The sequence below is a fragment of the Alteromonas genovensis genome, from assembly GCF_010500895.1.
GTDB lineage: Bacteria > Pseudomonadota > Gammaproteobacteria > Enterobacterales > Alteromonadaceae > Alteromonas > Alteromonas genovensis.
Genome location: NZ_JAAAWO010000005.1, coordinates 25,973 through 45,077, shown reverse-complemented (window position 1 = coordinate 45,077; position 19,105 = coordinate 25,973). Strand labels below are relative to the sequence as shown.

At 44.2% G+C, this 19,105-nt stretch carries 16 protein-coding genes; 6 read left to right on the top strand and 10 right to left on the bottom strand.

Going from position 1 to position 19,105, the window contains the following annotated elements; genetic code table 11:
• The first annotated feature begins 191 nt into the window (after positions 1 to 191).
• Together GTQ48_RS08265 and GTQ48_RS08260 are read left to right on the top strand one after the other, a co-directional pair.
• Entirely contained in the window at positions 192 to 1,469 is a 1,278-nt protein-coding gene (locus GTQ48_RS08265) for a citrate synthase (RefSeq protein WP_032094189.1), read from the top strand.
• Positions 1,470 to 1,557: 88 nt separating this feature from the next.
• Positions 1,558 to 1,980, top strand: a complete 423-nt coding sequence (locus tag GTQ48_RS08260; RefSeq protein WP_163106245.1) for a DUF3429 domain-containing protein — start codon at positions 1,558 to 1,560, stop codon at positions 1,978 to 1,980.
• 145 nt (positions 1,981 to 2,125) lie between these two features.
• On the opposite strand, the gene GTQ48_RS08255 is transcribed toward GTQ48_RS08260, so the two are convergent.
• Positions 2,126 to 3,031, bottom strand: a complete 906-nt coding sequence (locus GTQ48_RS08255) for a pirin family protein (RefSeq protein ID WP_163106243.1) — start codon at positions 3,029 to 3,031, stop codon at positions 2,126 to 2,128.
• A gap of 15 nt (positions 3,032 to 3,046) precedes the next feature.
• Positions 3,047 to 4,009 carry a glutathione S-transferase family protein gene (locus GTQ48_RS08250; RefSeq protein ID WP_163106241.1) on the bottom strand — a complete coding sequence of 321 codons (963 nt, stop codon included), beginning with the start codon at positions 4,007 to 4,009 and terminating at the stop codon, positions 3,047 to 3,049.
• A gap of 638 nt (positions 4,010 to 4,647) precedes the next feature.
• On the opposite strand from GTQ48_RS08250, the gene tcdA reads away from it, so the two are divergent.
• Together tcdA and GTQ48_RS08240 are read left to right on the top strand one after the other, a co-directional pair.
• Complete coding sequence (tcdA, locus tag GTQ48_RS08245) at positions 4,648 to 5,424, top strand: tRNA cyclic N6-threonylcarbamoyladenosine(37) synthase TcdA (protein WP_163106239.1); 777 nt, start codon at positions 4,648 to 4,650, stop codon at positions 5,422 to 5,424.
• A gap of 141 nt (positions 5,425 to 5,565) precedes the next feature.
• A complete protein-coding gene (locus GTQ48_RS08240) occupies positions 5,566 to 5,973 on the top strand; it encodes a hypothetical protein (RefSeq protein WP_163106237.1) in 408 nt (135 codons plus the stop codon).
• A 114-nt stretch (positions 5,974 to 6,087) separates the two neighbouring features.
• On the opposite strand, the gene GTQ48_RS08235 is transcribed toward GTQ48_RS08240, so the two are convergent.
• Positions 6,088 to 6,594 (bottom strand): DUF2919 family protein, encoded by a 507-nt coding sequence (locus GTQ48_RS08235; protein ID WP_163106235.1) that lies wholly within the window; start codon positions 6,592 to 6,594, stop codon positions 6,088 to 6,090.
• A 372-nt stretch (positions 6,595 to 6,966) separates the two neighbouring features.
• Here GTQ48_RS08235 and rimO point away from each other — a divergent pair, with 372 nt between their 5' ends.
• Positions 6,967 to 8,406 carry a 30S ribosomal protein S12 methylthiotransferase RimO gene (rimO, locus tag GTQ48_RS08230; protein ID WP_163106234.1) on the top strand — a complete coding sequence of 480 codons (1,440 nt, stop codon included), beginning with the start codon at positions 6,967 to 6,969 and terminating at the stop codon, positions 8,404 to 8,406.
• Between the two features lie 68 nt (positions 8,407 to 8,474).
• Here the strand turns inward: rimO and GTQ48_RS08225 are convergent, their stop codons facing one another.
• The 6 genes from GTQ48_RS08225 to GTQ48_RS08200 form a co-directional block, all read right to left on the bottom strand.
• On the bottom strand, positions 8,475 to 9,134 hold the full coding sequence (locus GTQ48_RS08225) for an SDR family oxidoreductase (protein WP_163106232.1): 660 nt from the start codon (positions 9,132 to 9,134) through the stop codon (positions 8,475 to 8,477).
• 58 nt (positions 9,135 to 9,192) lie between these two features.
• Complete coding sequence (gene kdsB / locus GTQ48_RS08220) at positions 9,193 to 9,951, bottom strand: 3-deoxy-manno-octulosonate cytidylyltransferase (RefSeq protein ID WP_163106230.1); 759 nt, start codon at positions 9,949 to 9,951, stop codon at positions 9,193 to 9,195.
• Positions 9,952 to 10,049: 98 nt separating this feature from the next.
• Entirely contained in the window at positions 10,050 to 10,244 is a 195-nt protein-coding gene (locus tag GTQ48_RS08215; RefSeq protein WP_163106228.1) for a Trm112 family protein, read from the bottom strand.
• Positions 10,234 to 11,262 (bottom strand): tetraacyldisaccharide 4'-kinase, encoded by a 1,029-nt coding sequence (gene lpxK, locus GTQ48_RS08210; protein ID WP_163106226.1) that lies wholly within the window; start codon positions 11,260 to 11,262, stop codon positions 10,234 to 10,236. The genes GTQ48_RS08215 and lpxK overlap by 11 nt, the downstream gene beginning before the upstream one ends.
• Positions 11,259 to 13,007 (bottom strand): lipid A export permease/ATP-binding protein MsbA, encoded by a 1,749-nt coding sequence (gene msbA, locus GTQ48_RS08205; protein ID WP_163106224.1) that lies wholly within the window; start codon positions 13,005 to 13,007, stop codon positions 11,259 to 11,261. The genes lpxK and msbA overlap by 4 nt, the downstream gene beginning before the upstream one ends.
• Positions 13,008 to 13,367: 360 nt before the next feature.
• Positions 13,368 to 15,848, bottom strand: coding sequence for a DNA internalization-related competence protein ComEC/Rec2 (locus GTQ48_RS08200; protein WP_163106222.1), 2,481 nt, complete (start codon positions 15,846 to 15,848; stop codon positions 13,368 to 13,370).
• A 304-nt stretch (positions 15,849 to 16,152) separates the two neighbouring features.
• Between GTQ48_RS08200 and GTQ48_RS08195 the strand changes: the two genes are divergently transcribed.
• Complete coding sequence (locus tag GTQ48_RS08195; RefSeq protein WP_163106220.1) at positions 16,153 to 16,686, top strand: DUF2062 domain-containing protein; 534 nt, start codon at positions 16,153 to 16,155, stop codon at positions 16,684 to 16,686.
• A gap of 236 nt (positions 16,687 to 16,922) precedes the next feature.
• Here GTQ48_RS08195 and ligA read toward each other — a convergent pair whose 3' ends face one another.
• Entirely contained in the window at positions 16,923 to 18,959 is a 2,037-nt protein-coding gene (gene ligA / locus GTQ48_RS08190; RefSeq protein ID WP_163106218.1) for an NAD-dependent DNA ligase LigA, read from the bottom strand.
• Positions 18,960 to 19,105 lie beyond the last annotated feature (146 nt).

Here is a 19,105-nt window from a genome sequence, read left to right as displayed (position 1 = left end):
TTTATTTAGTAAATAGCGAGTAACAAAGTTGCTAATACAAATCTCAGTGATAGAGAATATTTATTATACATATATGCAATAAAATTGACTTATTGGTGCATAATAAAGTACAAATACGCCCACTTTTCCCAATTAAGCGGACATTTTCGTCCGTTTTGCTGCAAACAGAACCATTCTGAGGAGAGCAATATATGGCAGATCAAAAAGCCATTCTTAAAGCCGGCGACAAGGAAATCGAGCTTCCTATTTTGTCAGGCACAGAAGGACAAGATGTAATCGACGTCCGTTCAGTTGGACAACACGGTTATTTTACTTACGACCCTGGTTTTATGGCTACAGGATCTTGCGAGTCTAGCATTACTTACATTGACGGCGCTGCCGGCGTACTTCTTCACCGTGGCTTCCCCATCGAAGAACTAGCGCGCGACGCTGACTACCTAGAAGTATGCTACATGCTGTTACACGGTGACGCACCGTCTACAGAGCAATACGAGGAATTTAAAGAAACAATTACTCGTCATACAATGGTTCACGAGCAAATTAACATGTTCTTCCATGGTTTCCGCAACGACGCCCACCCTATGGCGATGTTGTGCGGTACTGTTGGTGCAATGTCATCGTTCTATCACAGCGACCTTGACGTTTCTAACGAAGAACAGCGTGTACGCAGTGCGCACCGTTTAATCGCCAAAATGCCTACACTTGTTGCTATGTGTTACAAGTACAATGTAGGTCAACCGTTCGTATATCCTCGTAACGATTTGAGCTATGCAGCTAACTTCTTAAACATGATGTTTTCTGTACCTGCTGAAGAACATAAGATTAGCCCTGCAGTTGAGCGTGCAATGGACCGTATCTTTACGCTTCATGCAGACCACGAGCAAAATGCATCTACCTCTACCGTTCGTCTAGCTGGTTCATCTGGTGCTAACCCTTATGCATGTATCGCTGCAGGTGTTGCGTCTTTATGGGGTCCTGCTCACGGTGGTGCAAACGAAGCATGCCTTAACATGCTAGAAGAAATCGGTACTGTTGACCGCATTCCTGAGTTTATCGCCAGAGCGAAAGATAAGTCTGACCCATTCCGCCTAATGGGCTTCGGTCACCGTGTTTATAAAAACCACGATCCCCGTGCCACGGTTATGCGTGAAAGCTGTCATGAAGTACTCAGTGAACTTAACGTGAAAGATCCACTTCTTGAAGTAGCAATGGAACTTGAAAAAATTGCGTTGAGCGACCCGTACTTTGCAGAGAAGAAGTTATTCCCTAACGTGGATTTCTATTCTGGTATCGTACTTAAAGCGATTGGTATTCCAACTAACATGTTTACATGTATCTTTGCGCTATCGCGCACAGTGGGTTGGATTTCACACTGGCATGAGATGATGAGCGATCCAAAACAAAAAATTGGTCGTCCTCGTCAGCTATACACAGGTCACAGCCAAAGAAAATATACCCCTATAAAGTAGTTATGAACTAACTGCCTTTTTAGGTTGTAAAAATAGCGCCACGATTGGCGCTATTTTTGTTTATGGCGTGTTTCTTTAAGGAGTACAAATGCCCTATTCTGCACTTGGTCTTGGTTTAGCAGGTTTAATACCGTTTATTGCTATGCCCCTGGCCTATGTATTTAATATTTTATCCATTACGCAAAGCGCAACGTACTTCGTACAGTATTCCGCAGTATTACTTTCTTTCTTTGGCGGTGTTCACTGGTGGGATTCAATAAGCAATCAGCGCTACGACAGGCAAATGTATTTGGCCATGTTGCCTACAATAGTGGGATGGCTTTGTCTTGTCTTCGCCAGTGATGTAAAGGTTCTCGGTGTGCTGTCGTTGAGCTACGTTGCCGTTATGCTTTACGATAAATTCACTCTCAGCCTACCAAAAGACCAAATTGTGAGTTACATCGGATTACGCATGGGATTAACCACCGTTGCGGTAGTCAGTCATGCCTGGATGATATTTCTTTTATCATAGACATGACGATGTAAAAAAGCAGATCGTCACAGCTCGTTTGAGCTGTGTCGCGGTCTCGTCACTCTTACTTAGTGACTCTCGTGGATTAGTGACTCTCATAATTCGCGACTCTCTCACATTGCTACAGTGTTACTTGGCAAGTCTCTTATAATGTAAGTTTCCCATTTTTATACGCCTCAAACGCCTCCATTATTTCTTGCTGCGTATTCATAACAAACGGCCCGTATTGGACAATGGGCTCATTAATCGGCTCACCAAATACCACAATACACTTGCATTCACCCTTGGCGAGAAGCGTTAGTTGTGAGTTCTCAGTACTGGTGGGCGACAGTACCCCGAGTTCTGTTGCGCTGAGTGTGTTTTCCGATGCTGCTGATTCTGGATTTACTGTCAACGCCCCCTCATAAACATAAATAAACCCCTCTTGTATTCCCTTAATATTAATAGAAAGAAAAGAGGGTTCATCCTCGTTGGGTGTAAGATGAACATCAAAAAACGACGGTGCAACAGCGGTGGTTTTTACAGGTCCAGCAACACCGTCAAATTCACCAGCAAGCACCTTCACTGTGGCTCCGTGACTATTTACAACCGGTACGTCTGACGGTTGGATGTCTTGGTAGTTAGGCGGTGACATTTTTTCATGAGACGGTAGATTCACCCATAATTGAAAGCCTTGTAAAAGACCCTCTTCTTGCTCTGGCATTTCTTCATGGATAATACCTTTACCTGCATTCATCCACTGGATCCCACCTGCCTCTATAACCCCCTCGTTCCCCACGGAATCTTTATGCCGCATCTTCCCTGCCAGCATATAAGTGACCGTTTGGAACCCCCTATGTGGATGGGAAGGAAAGCCAGATAAATATTCATCCGGTTTATCGGAACCAAAAAAATCGAGCATTAAGAACGGGTCAAGCCTAGGGAGCATGGGCTGCCCAATGATACGTGTTAACGAGACACCAGCCCCATCACTCGTGGCTACCCCTTTTACCCGTTTTGTGACGGAGCGTTGAGGAACAGCATGTTTTTGATCATTAGTGTTTGAATTCATAACAGGTGCTCTCGCTCATTTACCGATGTTTTCTCTGCCATGGGCAGACATCAAATCTTGAGATGGTCCCACTGGAATAACCTGGGTTGGGTTAATCATGGTATGACTAAAATAATAGTGACGCTTTATATGGTCAAAATTGACGGTTTCTGCCACGCCAGGTACTTGGTAAAGCTCCTTCATATACCCGAATGTGTTTGGGTAATCGGATATTTGCTTTTTATTACATTTAAAGTGTCCGTGATACACGGGGTCGAAGCGTATTAAGGTGGTAAATAGACGCCAGTCTGCCTCGGTTAGCGTGTCTCCCACTAAATAACGCGATGAGGAAAGACGAGTTTCAACCTCTTCAAGGGCATCAAACAGCGCATTGACGGCTTCTTCATACGCCTCTTGTGTAGTGGCAAAACCAGACTTGTACACCCCATTATTAATACTGTGATACACCAATTCGTTAATTTCGTCGATGTCAGAGCGCAATAATTCTGGGTAATAATCATCATAGTTTCCTGTTAGCGCATTAAAGTCGCTATTGAGAATTCGAATGATGTCTGCTGACTCGTTGTTAACAATGGTGTTGAGTTTTTTATCCCACAAAATTGGCACAGTCACTCGTGTCGTAATATCAGGGTCAACCTTGGTGTATAGCTGGTGAGTAAATTCAAAGTTGAAAAGTGTATCGCCAGTTGCACCAGGATAATCTCCAAATTCCCAGCCATTATCGAGCATTTCTGGATGCACGACAGATACGTCGATGTGGGATTCTAGCTTTTTAAGCTTGCGAAAAATCAGTGTTCTATGGGCCCATGGGCACGCTAAAGATACATACAGGTGGTAGCGTCCGCTTTCAGGGGCAAACTTACCATCGCTACCCCCTATTCGATGACGGAACTTACTTGCCTGCCGTTCAAACTTGCCGCCACTTTTATCAGTGTCGTACCATTTATCTTGCCACTTTCCATCAACTAATAAACCCATAACCATACCTCTTTGATAAGGGCGCGTTGACCGTTGCCGTACATTCGAACCAACGGTTTTTAAAAAGCGTTAACGCGCCTAAGTGTTAAACACCTTAATTTCGATAGATTAATTAAAACATGTAATTTATAGAACGTATGTTGACTTAATACGGATTTATCATTCTAAAAAAACTAAAGAAACTAATAATTAGTGACCCGTTATGAATACAAAAAACGTACCGTCGATGTTATATGTTGAGTCCATTGATGATTCTGGCAATGATTTTTGCACTGATTTCTGAGAAAATACGCCCCGTTCCAATTTAGGTGCAGCGAAGGTTGGCAAAAGGTTTAGCTAAGGCGCTAATAGAATGCTAACAGAGTGCAGAGAAACGCGCCGAAGGATTCATTAAGCTATTTACTGAATATGCATTGAAATATTTACGAAGCTAGCCACTGAATTGGCCGCAAAGCTATTTCCTAAATTATTTACCGTGCTGTGCGAATTACTAAACGCAAAATAAAGTGCGAAACAATGTGCGAAAGAAAGTGCGACAAAGATGTTTAGCGCACATCAAGCCATTCGCAGAGATAAACAATACTATTTGAACAAGCTTGTTTCATTGAGCGAGTCATAACGAACTGAGTAGAATTACCATGTCTGAAGACCCACGGTTAGGTGGCATAGTGCGCCTGTACGGCGCAGAACAAACCCATGCACTAGCAAATAGCCATGTTGCCGTTATTGGCATAGGTGGCGTGGGCAGTTGGACCGCAGAGGCTCTTGCGCGCTCGGGAGTGGGCAAAATTACCCTAGTAGACTTAGATGATGTTTGTGTCACTAACACTAATCGCCAAATCCACGCACTTAATAACACAATAGGCGAGCCGAAGGTCGAGGTAATGGCATCTCGCATAGCGCAAATCAATCCAGCGTGTGACGTTGCGGTGATAGAAGATTTCATTACTCCTGAAAATACAAAAGATTTGCTAACAACTGAGATGGATATGGTTGTGGATGCTACTGACAGTATTCGCGCTAAAGCAGCCATGATTGCCCACTGTAAACGCAATAAAATTCCTATCGTTACTGTTGGCGGCGCAGGCGGTCAGATAGACCCTACCCAAGTGACACGGGGCGACTTATCAAAGACAACCCAGGACCCTCTTGCGGCAAAGCTTCGAAGTGAATTACGACGTTTTTACAATTTCAGTAAAAACCCTAAACGCCGTTTTGGCGTTGAATGTATCTACTCCACTGAACAGCTTCGCTACCCTCAGCCAGATGGCTCTGTGTGTTTTAGCAAATCAGCAATGGAAGGTGGAACCCGATTAGATTGCGCTGGAGGCTTTGGTGCCGTTGTCACAGTAACGGCTACATTTGGCATGTTCGCAGCAGCAAGCGTCATAAACCGATTAACGGGTAACAAGTAATTTAAACGCGCTTTCATATTACCTTAGGGCAAACAACCTGTTATATTTCAAAGTCTATTGTATTGTCATGCTCGTTGTATTGTACTGACTAGCCCGTGTAGATCTTAATCTACGGTTGTATCGCCTAAAAAGGAGAAGACTGTGTCACCAGAAGAGCTCAATAAATTAATGACCGATTGTGCATCCGACGCAAAAGTTGTCGCATCTAAAGAGTTCGACATCACCCTTGATGACTCACCGCAAAGTATTGCAACGGTAGATGACGTTTTACTTAGCTTTATTGACAAGTTTCACGACCAAGCTTTAGAAGATGAGGCGGTTTTTACTATTTGTAATATTTTTGGCGCCTACGTAGGTGAAATATTAAAAAATCAAATTGGCGGAGAGTGGGTTTACGATCAGTCAAACCCGAAAGCCCCAACTGTCTTTTTAGGTGTTGGTGGCAATACTTATGCATTAGCTGGCATTTGTTACGAGCGTTTGGTCAACGACAGTCAAGTGAGTGTTTATGCTTACTATGAACAAGCCTTGGCCAACCATAAGCACTAATGCGGCTCTGATTAGCAAGAATAACGGTTAACTCCCTTAGCTTTTGTTAATTCCTTCATCTGACTGTTCATCTTAATCTTCACTGTGGTTTTTTGAGGCGTTTTGGTTTTTGCATTACTCTTCGCTTTGCTCGTCAGGCGTCTCTATGGTCTCTACGAAGGGTGTTGCCCAATCGTAAATCATCCACTTTAAGTGGCGACTACGGGTTACCACATAGAGTGTTACTGAATAGAGTAAGATCTTTACTGCTGTAACCACCTCAAAACCCCATTGATGATGCATGAGATAATAGATTTGAGACGTGAGTAGAATAAGTACCCCTATTTGTATAGATGGCAAAATACAATGACGCCAACTTACCAGGTCGTGCTTCCATAAGCGCTCTCTTTGACTGATCAATACAAGAGTGATCAATACTGGCAAGCTCGCTACTAAATTAAGGCCTAAGGCTTCCTTTTGAGGATAGAAAAAGGCTAGCAGGTCAGTGGTTTGTGTACGAGATGCAACGGAAAAAATAAACACAAGCCAATCTATACAAAGCAGTAGCAACAGCGAATACAACCAGACGGGCGGCAGTATTCGTCCAGATTCATCATAGTACTTTAAGGGAAGTTTTAGCATTGTGTCAGCTTTGTCATAATCGATTTCATTTTAGTTTTTGTTTTACAGCAAGTCTGATTAATGGGGCTGTGAATATAAAATTAAAGCGCACCAGCTAAAAATACCGTTAATTAAAAGCTGCCTCTTCATTACATCACCACCTTTACACCTCATTTAATCCCTCTGCAAAAATGAATAGCAAACGTCCCTTGTTACTTGTGATTAAAAACGTCTAATTTAAAACTCGTGATTTAAGAATTCTTATTTAATGAAAAATAGGCAGCTATGTACTGTGTTATTGTGCCACTTACTGTATACTTTGCGCCCTTTTTAAGTCGCGCCTAATGTACGTATAGTCATTGGGGCATCGTCATTGGCTAGGTGATATTTTAGATGACAGTAGAAACGTTTAATCCTAACAAAGTAACCAACAACACTACGACGTTAGAAACGCCGGTAAAAGTGTTGAATGAGACCAAATCGAACAACGCCAGCAACGGCATTCGTATCGGCTTTGTTTCGTTAGGCTGCCCCAAAAACCTAGTGGATTCTGAGCGTATTCTTACCCAACTTCGCACAGAAGGCTACGATGTCGTACCTACCTATAACGATGCCGACCTCGTCATTGTTAACACCTGTGGGTTCATTGATGCCGCTGTTGAAGAGTCACTTGATACCATTGGCGAGGCACTTAAAGAAAACGGTAAAGTAATTGTCACCGGTTGCTTGGGTATTAAAGAAGACGAAATTCGCGAGGTACACCCTAACGTTCTCGCTATTACAGGTCCTCATGCGTATGAAACCGTGGTAGAGCAAGTGCATGAACATTTGCCAAAACCGTCTCACAACCCGTTTGCCGACCTTGTACCCGACCACGGTGTAAAGCTTACACCAAGACACTATGCTTATTTAAAGATATCGGAAGGCTGTAATCACAGATGCACATTCTGCATTATCCCATCTATGCGTGGCGACTTAGTCAGTCGCCCCGTGGGCAATGTGCTTGATGAAGCTAAGCGCCTAAAAGATGCTGGCGTTAAAGAGCTTCTTGTCATATCACAAGATACTAGTGCCTATGGTGTTGATGTAAAACACAGAACAGGCTTTTGGAACGGCATGCCTGTTAAAACCCATATGCAGCAGCTGTGTGAAAAGCTAGGTGAAATTGGAATTTGGGTACGTTTACATTACGTGTACCCCTACCCGCATGTTGATGATCTTATTCCTTTGATGAACGAAGGTAAGATTTTACCCTATCTCGATATTCCGTTTCAGCACGCGAGCAAACGTATTCTGCGTTTAATGAAACGCCCTGGCAGCTCAGAGCGAGTACTTGAACGAGTAAAGAAGTGGCGTGAAGCATGTCCGTCACTTGTTATTCGCTCTACATTTATTGTTGGCTTCCCTGGTGAAACAGAAGAAGAGTTTGAAGAGCTTCTCGAATTCTTACGAGAAGCGCAGCTTGACCGCGTTGGCGCGTTTGCTTATTCACCCGTTGAAGGTGCAAGGGCTAACGATCTGCCTGATCCTGTTCCAGAAGACGTTAAGCAGCAGCGCCTTACTCGCTTCATGGAGGTGCAGGGAGAAATAAGCGCAGCTCGCCTACAAGCACGAATTGGCAACGAATACCAAGTGGTCATTGATTACGTAGACAGTGAAGGTGCAGTAGGTAGAACGTACGCTGATGCGCCAGAAGTTGACGGTCTTGTTCATCTAAACGGCGTTTATGATGTGAAACCTGGTGAGCGTGTTTGGGCCGAGGTAATCCACGCTAACGAACACGATGTTTGGGCTGTACTCTCTGATGAGCAGGACGAGCAAGACGACGCGTAATACCAATGGTGTAAAACAAGTAATACACAAAAGGGCGCTAGTAGTAGCGCCTTTTTCGTTGGTGCCTTTTACCAAGGCAATATTTCACCATTGGAATGAACAAACTGCCCGCTAGACTCGATATTCAATTCAGAAATTCGCTCTACCAAACGCTCAGCACACGTTGTGGTATCAATATCGCCAGCGCCGCCCACCATTTCGGTTTGCACAAAGCCTGGATGAAACAGGCCAACCGCTATACCTTTTGGCTTAAGATCGTTCGCTAGCGACACACCTGCGGCATTTAGCGCTGCCTTTGACATACGGTAGCCGTAGTAATTACCAGAGCCATTGTCGGTCATAGAGCCCATGCGGCTTGTTATTAACGCAACCTTGCTGCCTGAAGATAAGCGCGGCAATAACAGTTGGGTAACCAGTAATGGGCCTAATGCATTTACTCTAAATTGATAATCAATGGTATTGGGATCCCAGTCATCGATAGACTCTTTGCCCAGCACCCCTGCATTATTAATGAGCACATCAATATTGATATTAGACAGCAGCGCTAGTTGCTCGCCTAACGTATCCGGACGAGACACATCTACGCCCTGAATGACATTAATCCCTGTACTGTTTAACTCGTCACAGCTGTTGCGGCATGTTGCATACACCTTTGCGCCTTGCTGTTGATATTGCTTGGCCAGTGCGAGTCCGATGCCGCGATTGCCTCCCGTTATAACAACATTCATAACGCCTCCCTTTGCGTGTATTCTTTTATATGATTAAGTTGATTAAATTGATTTAGATTTAACTGTGTTGTTCCAGCGCTACTAGCAAACGTTCTAAATCTTCAGGTGTATCGATACCTATAGGTGGTGGCGCTTTGGCCTGCTGGCAATGGATGCTATCGCCATACCACAAGGCTCTCAATTGCTCTAGCGATTCTATTTGTTCTAAAGCGCTAGGTTCATAACTCACATATTGCTCGATATAGCCTGCTCGATACGCATAAATGCCAATGTGGCGATGATAAAGCGCCGTATTTGCATCGCAAATATCGGCCATCATTCTATCCCGTTCAAAGGGAATGGGTGAGCGTGAAAAGTATATCGCTTCGTTATTTTTGTTAACCACAACCTTAACAATATTGGGGTTAAACACATCGTCGGTACTGGTAACCGGTGTGGTTAATGTAGCCATCTCACACTCTTTAGCGTGTGCTAAATTGAGCGCAACTTGGCGAATATTTTCTGCGGGAATAAAAGGCTCATCGCCCTGCACATTTACCACAATGTCGTCTGCGCTGAGCGCCATTTTGCGAACCACTTCGGCAATGCGCTCAGTACCAGACTGATGCTCTGAGGACGTCATGCAAACCGTGCAAAATTGACTTGCTACTTCTTCAATTCTGTCGTCGTCGGTGGCCACTATAATGCGCTCTGCACCAGCCTCTTTAGCACGCTCAACAACATGCTGAATCATTGGTTTTCCGTTAATGGATGCTAAAGGCTTGCCAGGAAAACGACTGGAACCAAAACGTGCGGGTATAACAACTGTAAATGCCATAGCTTGAAGTACCATTTATAAGGGCAAAAGTCTTACTTGTTATTGTTTGAAATGCGATTGCAGTAAAACAATAACGCTTGGTGAAAATCGCTATTGTTTTAGCGAGTCGCGTCCACTTGCTCTAACGACAAGGTCGTTGCTTTGGCTTCTATTAACACAGGAATGCCGTCTTTGATGTCATAAGCAAGACGGTCAAAACGGCAAACCAAACTGTCGTTAGACTCACCTAAGACAAGCTTTCCTTTGCATACTGGGCATGCTAATACTTCTAATAGCTTTTTATCAAACGCCATCTTCTTTTTCCTTTTCGCTTTCTATAACTAAGCCCGTTGTGGCTAGCTTATTATCTATATTATTAAAAAACGCATCACTAATACGTGCACTAACTGGCAAAAACCAGCAGTCATCGTGGGCATATGAAGCTACCTTTACCGCGTCTTTTTCTGTCATTATCACAGTACCGTTAGGAATATCATCGCGAGTAAAATGATAGTGATCGGGAAACGGTAGGGAGGCAACAAGATTTAGCCCCATCGCTTTTAACTGATTGAAAAAACGCTGGGGAGAGCCAATGCCTGCAAGTGCACTAACTGGCTTTTCACGAAACGATGCTACGCTAGCCTGCTGTTTCTTATCTTGAATATTGGTGAGTTGCCCTGGCTGTAACAACATGGAAAATTGCGGTGAAACGCCGTGGCGAAATTGAGGGATTACGTCACTGTTGTGAATAATTGCATCTACGTTAGCTAAACGCCACGTTCCTTCTCTTAATGGCCCCATGGGCAACAGAAAGCCGCTACCCACTTCTCTATCGTCCATTACCACTAATTCAACGTCTCGATGCAGCGCATAATGCTGTAGGCCGTCATCGCAAATAATGAGTTGGCAATCCAACTCCTCAACCAGATAGCTCGCGCCACGAGCACGCACTGGGTCAATGACCACGGTACAACCGCTTCGACTGGCTAACAGCCTTGGTTCATCACCTACTTCTTCGGCGTTATCATTCTCATCCACGCTTCGCGGGTAAAAACTTGAGTTGCCGCCATAACCACGGCTAAGAATACCTACTTTAATGCCACGTCGGGTGTAATGCTCTGCAAGGGCCAATACAACTGGCGTTTTTCCATTACCACCCACAGATATGTTGCCCACAACAATGACTGGCGCATTCACTTTTATGGCTTTCTTAACGCCCAGTTTAAATAGCAGTCTTCTACCTGCAGAAACGCAGTAAAAAAGCAGCGTAAGTGGCGCTAACAGCCACACCAATGGGTGTCCCCCATACCACTTTTTTACCAAATTACTCACTTAGCATCACCAAACTGCAGTGCATGAAGTTGTGCGTAATGACCATTTTTCTCGAGCAGTTCGTTATGGCTGCCTTTTTCGATAATCTGCCCTTGCTCGACCACCATAATAGCGTCTGCGCTTTCAATGGTAGAGAGTCTGTGTGCCACTACAATACTCGTGCAGCGCTTTTGCAGTGTTTCTAATGCATCTTGAATTAACTTTTCAGATTCTGTGTCTAACGCCGACGTTGCCTCATCAAGAATAAGAATAGGCGCCTGGGCTAAAATAGCCCGTGCGATAGCAATGCGCTGGCGCTGGCCTCCCGATAGCATCAAGCCATTCTCACCTATGACGGTGTCCAGGCCATCTGGCAAGTTAGCGAGAAACTCTTCTACATGAGCCATTTTTGCTGCGTGTTCAATTTGGCTACGGGTGACATTTTCCCTCGCGCCATAGGCAATGTTGTTAGCAATGCTGTCGTTAAATAAAGTCACGTTTTGAGACACTACTGCAAACTGAGCACGTAAGTCTTTAAGGTCTATTGAATTGAGCGCCTTGTCATCAATGCGAATTTCACCCTGTTGGGGTACATAGAACCGCGTTAGTAAGGACGATATCGTAGACTTTCCACTACCTGATCGCCCTACTAAAGCAATGGATTGGCCAGGGTTTGCAGTAAACGAAACATTAGACAGTGCAGGCGTTTGTTTACCCGGGTAACAAAAAGTGACGTCATCAAATTCAAGCTTTCCTGCTGCGCGCTCAAGAGGTAATGCTCCGGTATCATCTTCATCCTGTTGATCTAAAATTTCAAAGATACTCGCACAGGCGGCCATGCCTTTTTGAAATTGATTGTTGATGGTGGTGAGCTGTTTAAGCGGCTTCAACAGCATGACCATACAAAACACGACATTAATAAATACCCCAGCGGTGAGTTGTTCTAACATGCCTGGTGTACTGGCAATAAATAGCACTACTGCCAAGGCAACGGAGGCAATAACCTGAATTGATGACACACTGAGAATTTGAGTGACAGACAGTTTCATAGTTTGCTGTCGATTGTGGTTATTCTTTTCTTTAAACTTATCCTGCTCTATTTTCTGGCCACCGAACATGATAACCACTTTATGACCGCGAACCGCCTGTTCTACTGATGAGGTTAGGTTACCCATAGAATGCTGGATATTTTTACTTACCACCCTAAAACGCTTGCTAACAAACGCAACAATAATGGCAACTAACGGGCCTATCAGTAGGAAAATGAGAGACAACTGCCACGAGTAATAAAACATTACGCCTAAAAGGCCTATGACTAATGCCCCCTCTCGAATAAGTGTAAGCAGTGCTTTTCCTGATGCGTTAGCAACTTGCTCAGTGTCGTAGGTAACTTTACTAATAAGTCCGCCAACGGCGTTATTATCGTGAAAAGACACAGGCAGGTGAATATACTTTTCAAATAGCTGCTGGCGCATACGCATAACCACCTGAGCGCCAATCCAGCTCAATGTATACGTACCTAAAAAATTGAATATGCCTCGCAACAAAAACAACGGGACAATGGCATAAGCGGCAAGGCGCAAGTATTCGTGATCATTTTTTCCCAATGACTCATCAATCATGGGTTGAAGCTGCGCAAAAACAAACGTGTCCACCGCCGAATAGCCAATCATACCTATGATGGCAAATACGAAAGGCACCTTGTACACCTTGAGGTAGCTAAGAAAGCGCTTAATTTGAAAATCCGAGGTGTCGGCTTGCTGCATGAATTATTTTCACCCGTCTTGTCGTTTGCTAAGTTTTTAAATGTGTAATTAAATACGTTATTCGGTAACTTGTTCGATAAATTATCCGATAATTAAAGCCCAACGCATTGTTGTTTCTTTAACTAGGTTTTTTGACCTGTGCCGCCCCTTTTACTGTCCCCTTTTTACTGGCAAACAGCTACAGCGGCATGTGCTGCCCAAATAAGGCGAATGTTTAAAGACTTGTTAGTCTAGATAAAAAAACATCTTACACGGAATAAACGGCACTAAAATTTTCCCTATATTGTACTCGTTATTCATTCAATTCACTAATTTCACTCTTTATTTGCTTAAAATGCCACCGACACTTTCAGTATTAGATCAATGAGATTTAAGACTTAGTAAGAGGTGAGTAGGATATCGAGCGTCGAGATACCAACGCTTATTCAAGTCAAACCGCTGAGAATGAACAGTGAAACCTGTGGTGATTTGATTGAAATAGGTGTGGCTATCTGCGGGAAAAGAAATGGTTAAATAACCATGGAAACTTGTCATATAGTAAGGAATATTAAGAGCCTCGTAGCGCAAGGTAACGGCCTTTGCGGGAAACTGCCACCGGTTCTCAAAACCTTGAGTGAAAATTGCCGCTTTAGGCGCCACGTATTTCAAAAACACGTCAGTGGACGATGTATTGCTGCCATGATGCGGTGCAATAAGCACATCAGCTTTTAGGTTTGTCTTTGAGTTAGGCAAGGCTAGAATGGCGTATTCAGTAGTGCGCTCGATATCACCCGGTAGCAAAACACTGCGCTGGCCGTCGGTTATTTTTAACACACAAGAATGGTCATTATTGTTTATTGTATTTCCAGCCTTTGGCCATAAAAAATGAATGGCCAATCCCTCCCATTGCTCTACTCGCCCAAGCTCACAGTTTTTTGTGGGTGAAAACCACATTGCATTTTGAGCTAATGGCGAAGATGCTAGTGCCGCTTTGCCTCCGGCATGATCGTTGTCTTTATGTGTATGAACAATAATGTCTATCGCCTCCACGCCCTCTCTCTTGAGTAAAGGGAGTAACACCGAACTCGCCGTGTAGGCAAGGTTACGATAGCTAGCGCCCGAGTCGATAACCATGGCTCTTTCGCCTTTAATTACCACTATTGCACTGGCCTGGCCTGCATCTAACACGTGCACCTTCCATTGGTCAGGGTTTGAAGGGATATAAAAGGCTAACAGGGGGATGATTAGCACAAAAAGCGCATGTCGCTTGTAACGCCATGGGGGAGCGATGATGACCATCATGCAAACCAGCAGGCAGGCTGCTACTTTGGAATCAATGTGAATATTGATTGCTGCCCAGTCATAGTGGGCAATGTAGCGTAAAACACTAAGTAACCACGATAAAGCACTATCTAAATAGATGAAGAGACTCTCAGCCATTTGATAAACATTATCTACTGCGCCTCCATCTGTAGCGCCTACTTTCGAGGGATATACTAGGGTAAGTATAAGCAAGATAATGAGTGCAGAAGGCAGTAATAGTGTAATTACTGGAACGGCAATAATATTGGCAATCAACCCCGCTACCGACAGTGAGTTAAAAAAAATAATGGTTAAAGGCGCCATAAATACGCCCAGTAAAAGCTGTAAAAGCAGTAGGGTTTTAAACCGTGACCCATTTTCTGTGCGAAACCGTGTGGTAAGAAACCAAATATAAAAGACGGCACATACGCTTAAGTAGAAACTAGCGCTTAAGATAGACAATGGAAAAAGCACAATACTCATTGCCACCATTGCTGTGGCTATGTGTATGGGCCGGTAGGCAATGAAAAGCAGTGAGAACACACTGGCAATAGTGAGAAGCACGAACGCTCTAACCACAGGGAGTGCCAGACCACTTAACGCAGCATAGAACCCGCAGACCACCCACACGGCCCCAATAATCATTATTCGGTATTTTATGGCAAACACTGGGGTTAATGTATGGGCTTCCTGCAAGGAAAACTGCAAGGGTAAGTGCAATGCAGCGAACCAATGAGGGAGGCGCAGCATTGAAATCAAAGCCTTCACCACTCTCTTTGTGTAACTTGCAATGAGCAGAAACCCTGCGCTGAGTAATAACGTGTACGCTGCGACGACACCTAAATGCATTCCCGAAATACTAAAAAGGTGCCCAGTGCCGGTAACCTGCAAAAGTTGCCAATGAGGTTTGTCGAAATTAACACGTATTCCTACTAATAACGCTTGCCACCAAATGCGGTTTTGAATGTCGATAGTATGTAACACCGCAGCCATTCGTAATCGGAAGCTGTGTTTATGGGTAACGGACGCCGAATGCAAAGTTTTGATGTATCCAGTTACATGAACGTTATCTACCAGTAGCTGCATTTGTTTATTAAACCCAACGGGATTTTGGGTGCTGTATCTCGGTTTAAGCTTTACCACCGCTGTAAATTCATCGCCGTTGTGTAGGCAGTGTTCGACATCAGCGTTTTTGACAAATGTATAAGTAGACGAGGTTAGCAGTCCTTTCTTGCCCATCAATAACTCGGCATTGCTTTCAGTTTCGGTGCGATTATACGGCGATACCTTTGGTTCAAAGGCAATAAATTTCACCAAGTATTTATAACTTTTTTCGCATGTAGAATCGTGCTCAGACAGGATATTGTCTGAGGGAACACAACCGCCCTTAAGTACACGAGCTCGAATTGTGATCTCTTTTTGAATTTTGTCGTTTGGTAGTTGCCAAGCATAGTGTAAATACCCTACACTCGCCTCCACCAGTGCTCCGGCAACACAACCGCTCAATACTAGGCCACAAAAGCAGACGCCTTTACCGGCTTTGCCTTTCAAAGTGTCCAACGTATTGTTGATGTGCTTGCTATACAGGGATAGAAGTATGGGCAGCAGGCATAAGGTACACAGAATCGTTAGCTCGATTTTGCTAGGTAACCGAGGCCAAAAAACGGCACTTAACGCACCCAGGCAAAAACTGATTAGCCAAATTGTGATACGATTTACCATGTGTCTACGTAGTCATTAATGCGTATTACGTGGTGTGTGGCAAGTGAAGCACGTTCAGCGGAACATATTTTCTTTTTTATTAGTAATGGATTGCGAGCTATCATGTTCTATTTGACTCTAATTTTAAGACGCATCGAAGTTTATGCCTAAGAAATTTATACGACGTTTTTTGCCTGATCATCAAAGCATTAAGCAAAACAAAGCACTCAAAATATTTGGCCATGTGCTTCATGAGCCAAATCTGTGGCATTTGAATCGTCGTTCTGCGTCGGGCGCTTTCGGCATAGGACTTTTTTTTGCATTCTGGCCAGTGCCTTTTCAAATGTGGCTGTCTGCAGGCGTTGCCATTCCTTTTAGAGCCAACATTCCACTATCAGTCGCCACCGTTTGGATAACGAATCCCTTTACTATTCCGCCTATATTTTATGGCGCGTACAAGGTGGGTACTACTGTACTGGGGACTAAGCCTGAGCATTTTGAATTTCAGTTTAGTTGGCAATGGGTGGTGGAGAGCATAAATACCATTGGGCCAGCGTTTTTAGTTGGTTGTGGTATTTGTTCAGTCGTATTTGGTCTGCTAGGTTATTTATCGCTTAATTGGTTATGGCGCTTTCAAGTGAGCAAAGCGTGGGAACGCAGAAAACAGAGACGGAACTTGAAAACGAATTCACTGTAGGCTTTTTACTATAGGTTTTTTGCTATCAGCTTTTACGATAGTTTTTTACGATACAGCTCTGTAAACTATCTCTATAAAACATCTCTGTAATATAGCTTTGTAAGATAGCCCCGTAATACACACACCCCCTACAATCGCAATGCTCTCTTGATGAAGAGTGTTGTTAACTCAATGAACAACGGCGCCGTATATGATAACTATATTTTCTAGCGCCGCTATCCACTTTTGAAGCAACTCTAGCCTTCGTGTTCGTCAAGAAATGCAATTAGCGCAGCTTCGTCCCACACTGCAACATCAAGCTCTTGAGCTTTGGTTAATTTAGAGCCTGCCTTTTCACCTGCTACCAAAAAATCCGTATTTTTAGATACTGAACCTGCAACCTTTGCACCTAATAACTGAAGTCGCGATTTAGCATCTGTTCGGCCCATTTCATTCAGCGTTCCGGTGATGACGCAGGTTTTACCTTTTAGCGGCAAGCTGTCTTCTCTAGGCTTCTCAACGGTAGGCCAATGGATGCCTTCACTTAACAAGGCGGCGATTACATCGGTGTTGTGCGCTTCATTAAAGAAATTGAAAATATGCTCGGCCACAATAGCGCCTACATCTTGCACCTCAATTAATGACTCAATGGACGCCTCTTGAATAGCCTCAAGCGTGGTGAAATGCATTGCAAGGTTTGCAACAGTGGCTTCACCTACCTCACGAATGCCTAACGCATATAAGAATTTGGCTAACGTTGTTTGCTTAGATGCCTCGAGTGAGTCTAACAACTTAGACGCCGACTTCTCGGCCATTCGTTCTAAGCCAATTAAGCCACTAAGCGATAAGGTAAAGAAATCGGCTGGACTATGCACTAAATCAGCATCTACAAGCTGATCAACAAGCTTATCGCCTAAACCGTCAATATCAAACGCCTTACGAGAAGCGAAATGCTTGAGTGCCTGCTTACGCTGGGCTGGGCAAATTAGCCCTCCTGTGCAGCGCGCAACAGCTTCGTCTTCTAATTTCTCAGCCTTCGAGTCACACACCGGGCATTGGGCTGGAAAATTAATATCTACCTCATTACCAGTGCGGTTAGCCTCTACCACAGACACCACTTGAGGAATAACGTCGCCAGCCCGTCTTATCACCACAGTATCGCCAATTTTTACGCCTAAGCGCTCTATTTCATCTTGATTGTGGAGCGTTGCGTTCGATACCGTTACACCGCCTACAAAAACAGGCTCGAGTCTAGCCACAGGCGTTATCGCGCCAGTACGCCCCACTTGGAATTCTACATCTACTAATGTAGTCACCTCTTCCTGGGCCGGGAATTTTTGAGCAATAGCCCAGCGCGGTGCTCTAGCGACAAAACCTAGGGTGCGTTGAATGGAGATATCATCAACCTTAAACACAACACCGTCGATGTCATAAGGAAGTGCATCCCGTTTGTTTAAGATAAGATTGTAGTAATCTAAACAACCGGTTCCGCCCTCAGCAGTACCGATATCAGGGCACAAAGGCAGGCCCCAAGAGGCAAGCTTATTGAGGCGCTCACTGTGCGTATTAGGTAGGTCAAACGACTCCGGCTCAACCACGCCTAGTGAGTACGAGTAAAACATTAGCGGGCGTTTAGCGGTAATTTTAGAGTCTAATTGCCGCAAACTTCCTGCCGCCGCATTTCGAGGGTTAGCAAAAACCTTCGCACTTTTTTCACGCTGAGTATCATTGAGCTTTTCAAACCCCTCTTTGGGCATGAAAACTTCGCCACGCACTTCTACACGCGCTGGCAGATTATCTCCGCGAAGCGATAAAGGTACATTGGCAATGGTTCTAACGTTAGCAGTAATATTTTCGCCAACCTGCCCATCACCGCGGGTGGCTGCTCGCACAAGTTCTCCATTTTCATAAAGAATACTGACTGCTAGTCCGTCAAGCTTTGGCTCACAGCTAAATGCGAGCGTCGTAGTATCTTTTAAGCGGTCCTTCAAGCGCTTTTCAAAGGCCAATAGCGATGCGTCATCAAACGCATTATCTAGCGATAGCATAGGCACATCGTGAGTCACCTGCTCGAATGAGGACAGCGCCGCGCCGCCCACCTTTTGACTTGGTGAGTTAGCACTGTATAAATCTGGAAACTGCTTCTCTAATGCAATAAGAGACTGCATGTCGCGGTCGTACTGTGCGTCTGGTACAGAAGGATCGTCCAGCACATAGTACTGATAGTTATACTCATTCAAACGTTTGCGAAGTGTCGCAACATCATTTTTTGCTTGCTCTAAGGTATCTGACATAGAGTCGGTATCACGCCATAATAAAAGTGAAAAACGCTAAACAGGTATCATGAATTTCTCTACAGACATCTGTTTAAATGAAAAAAGGACTTGATAAGCAAGTCCTTATAAATTACCCAAGCGGTTCTAGATAGCTCTGTTCTAGC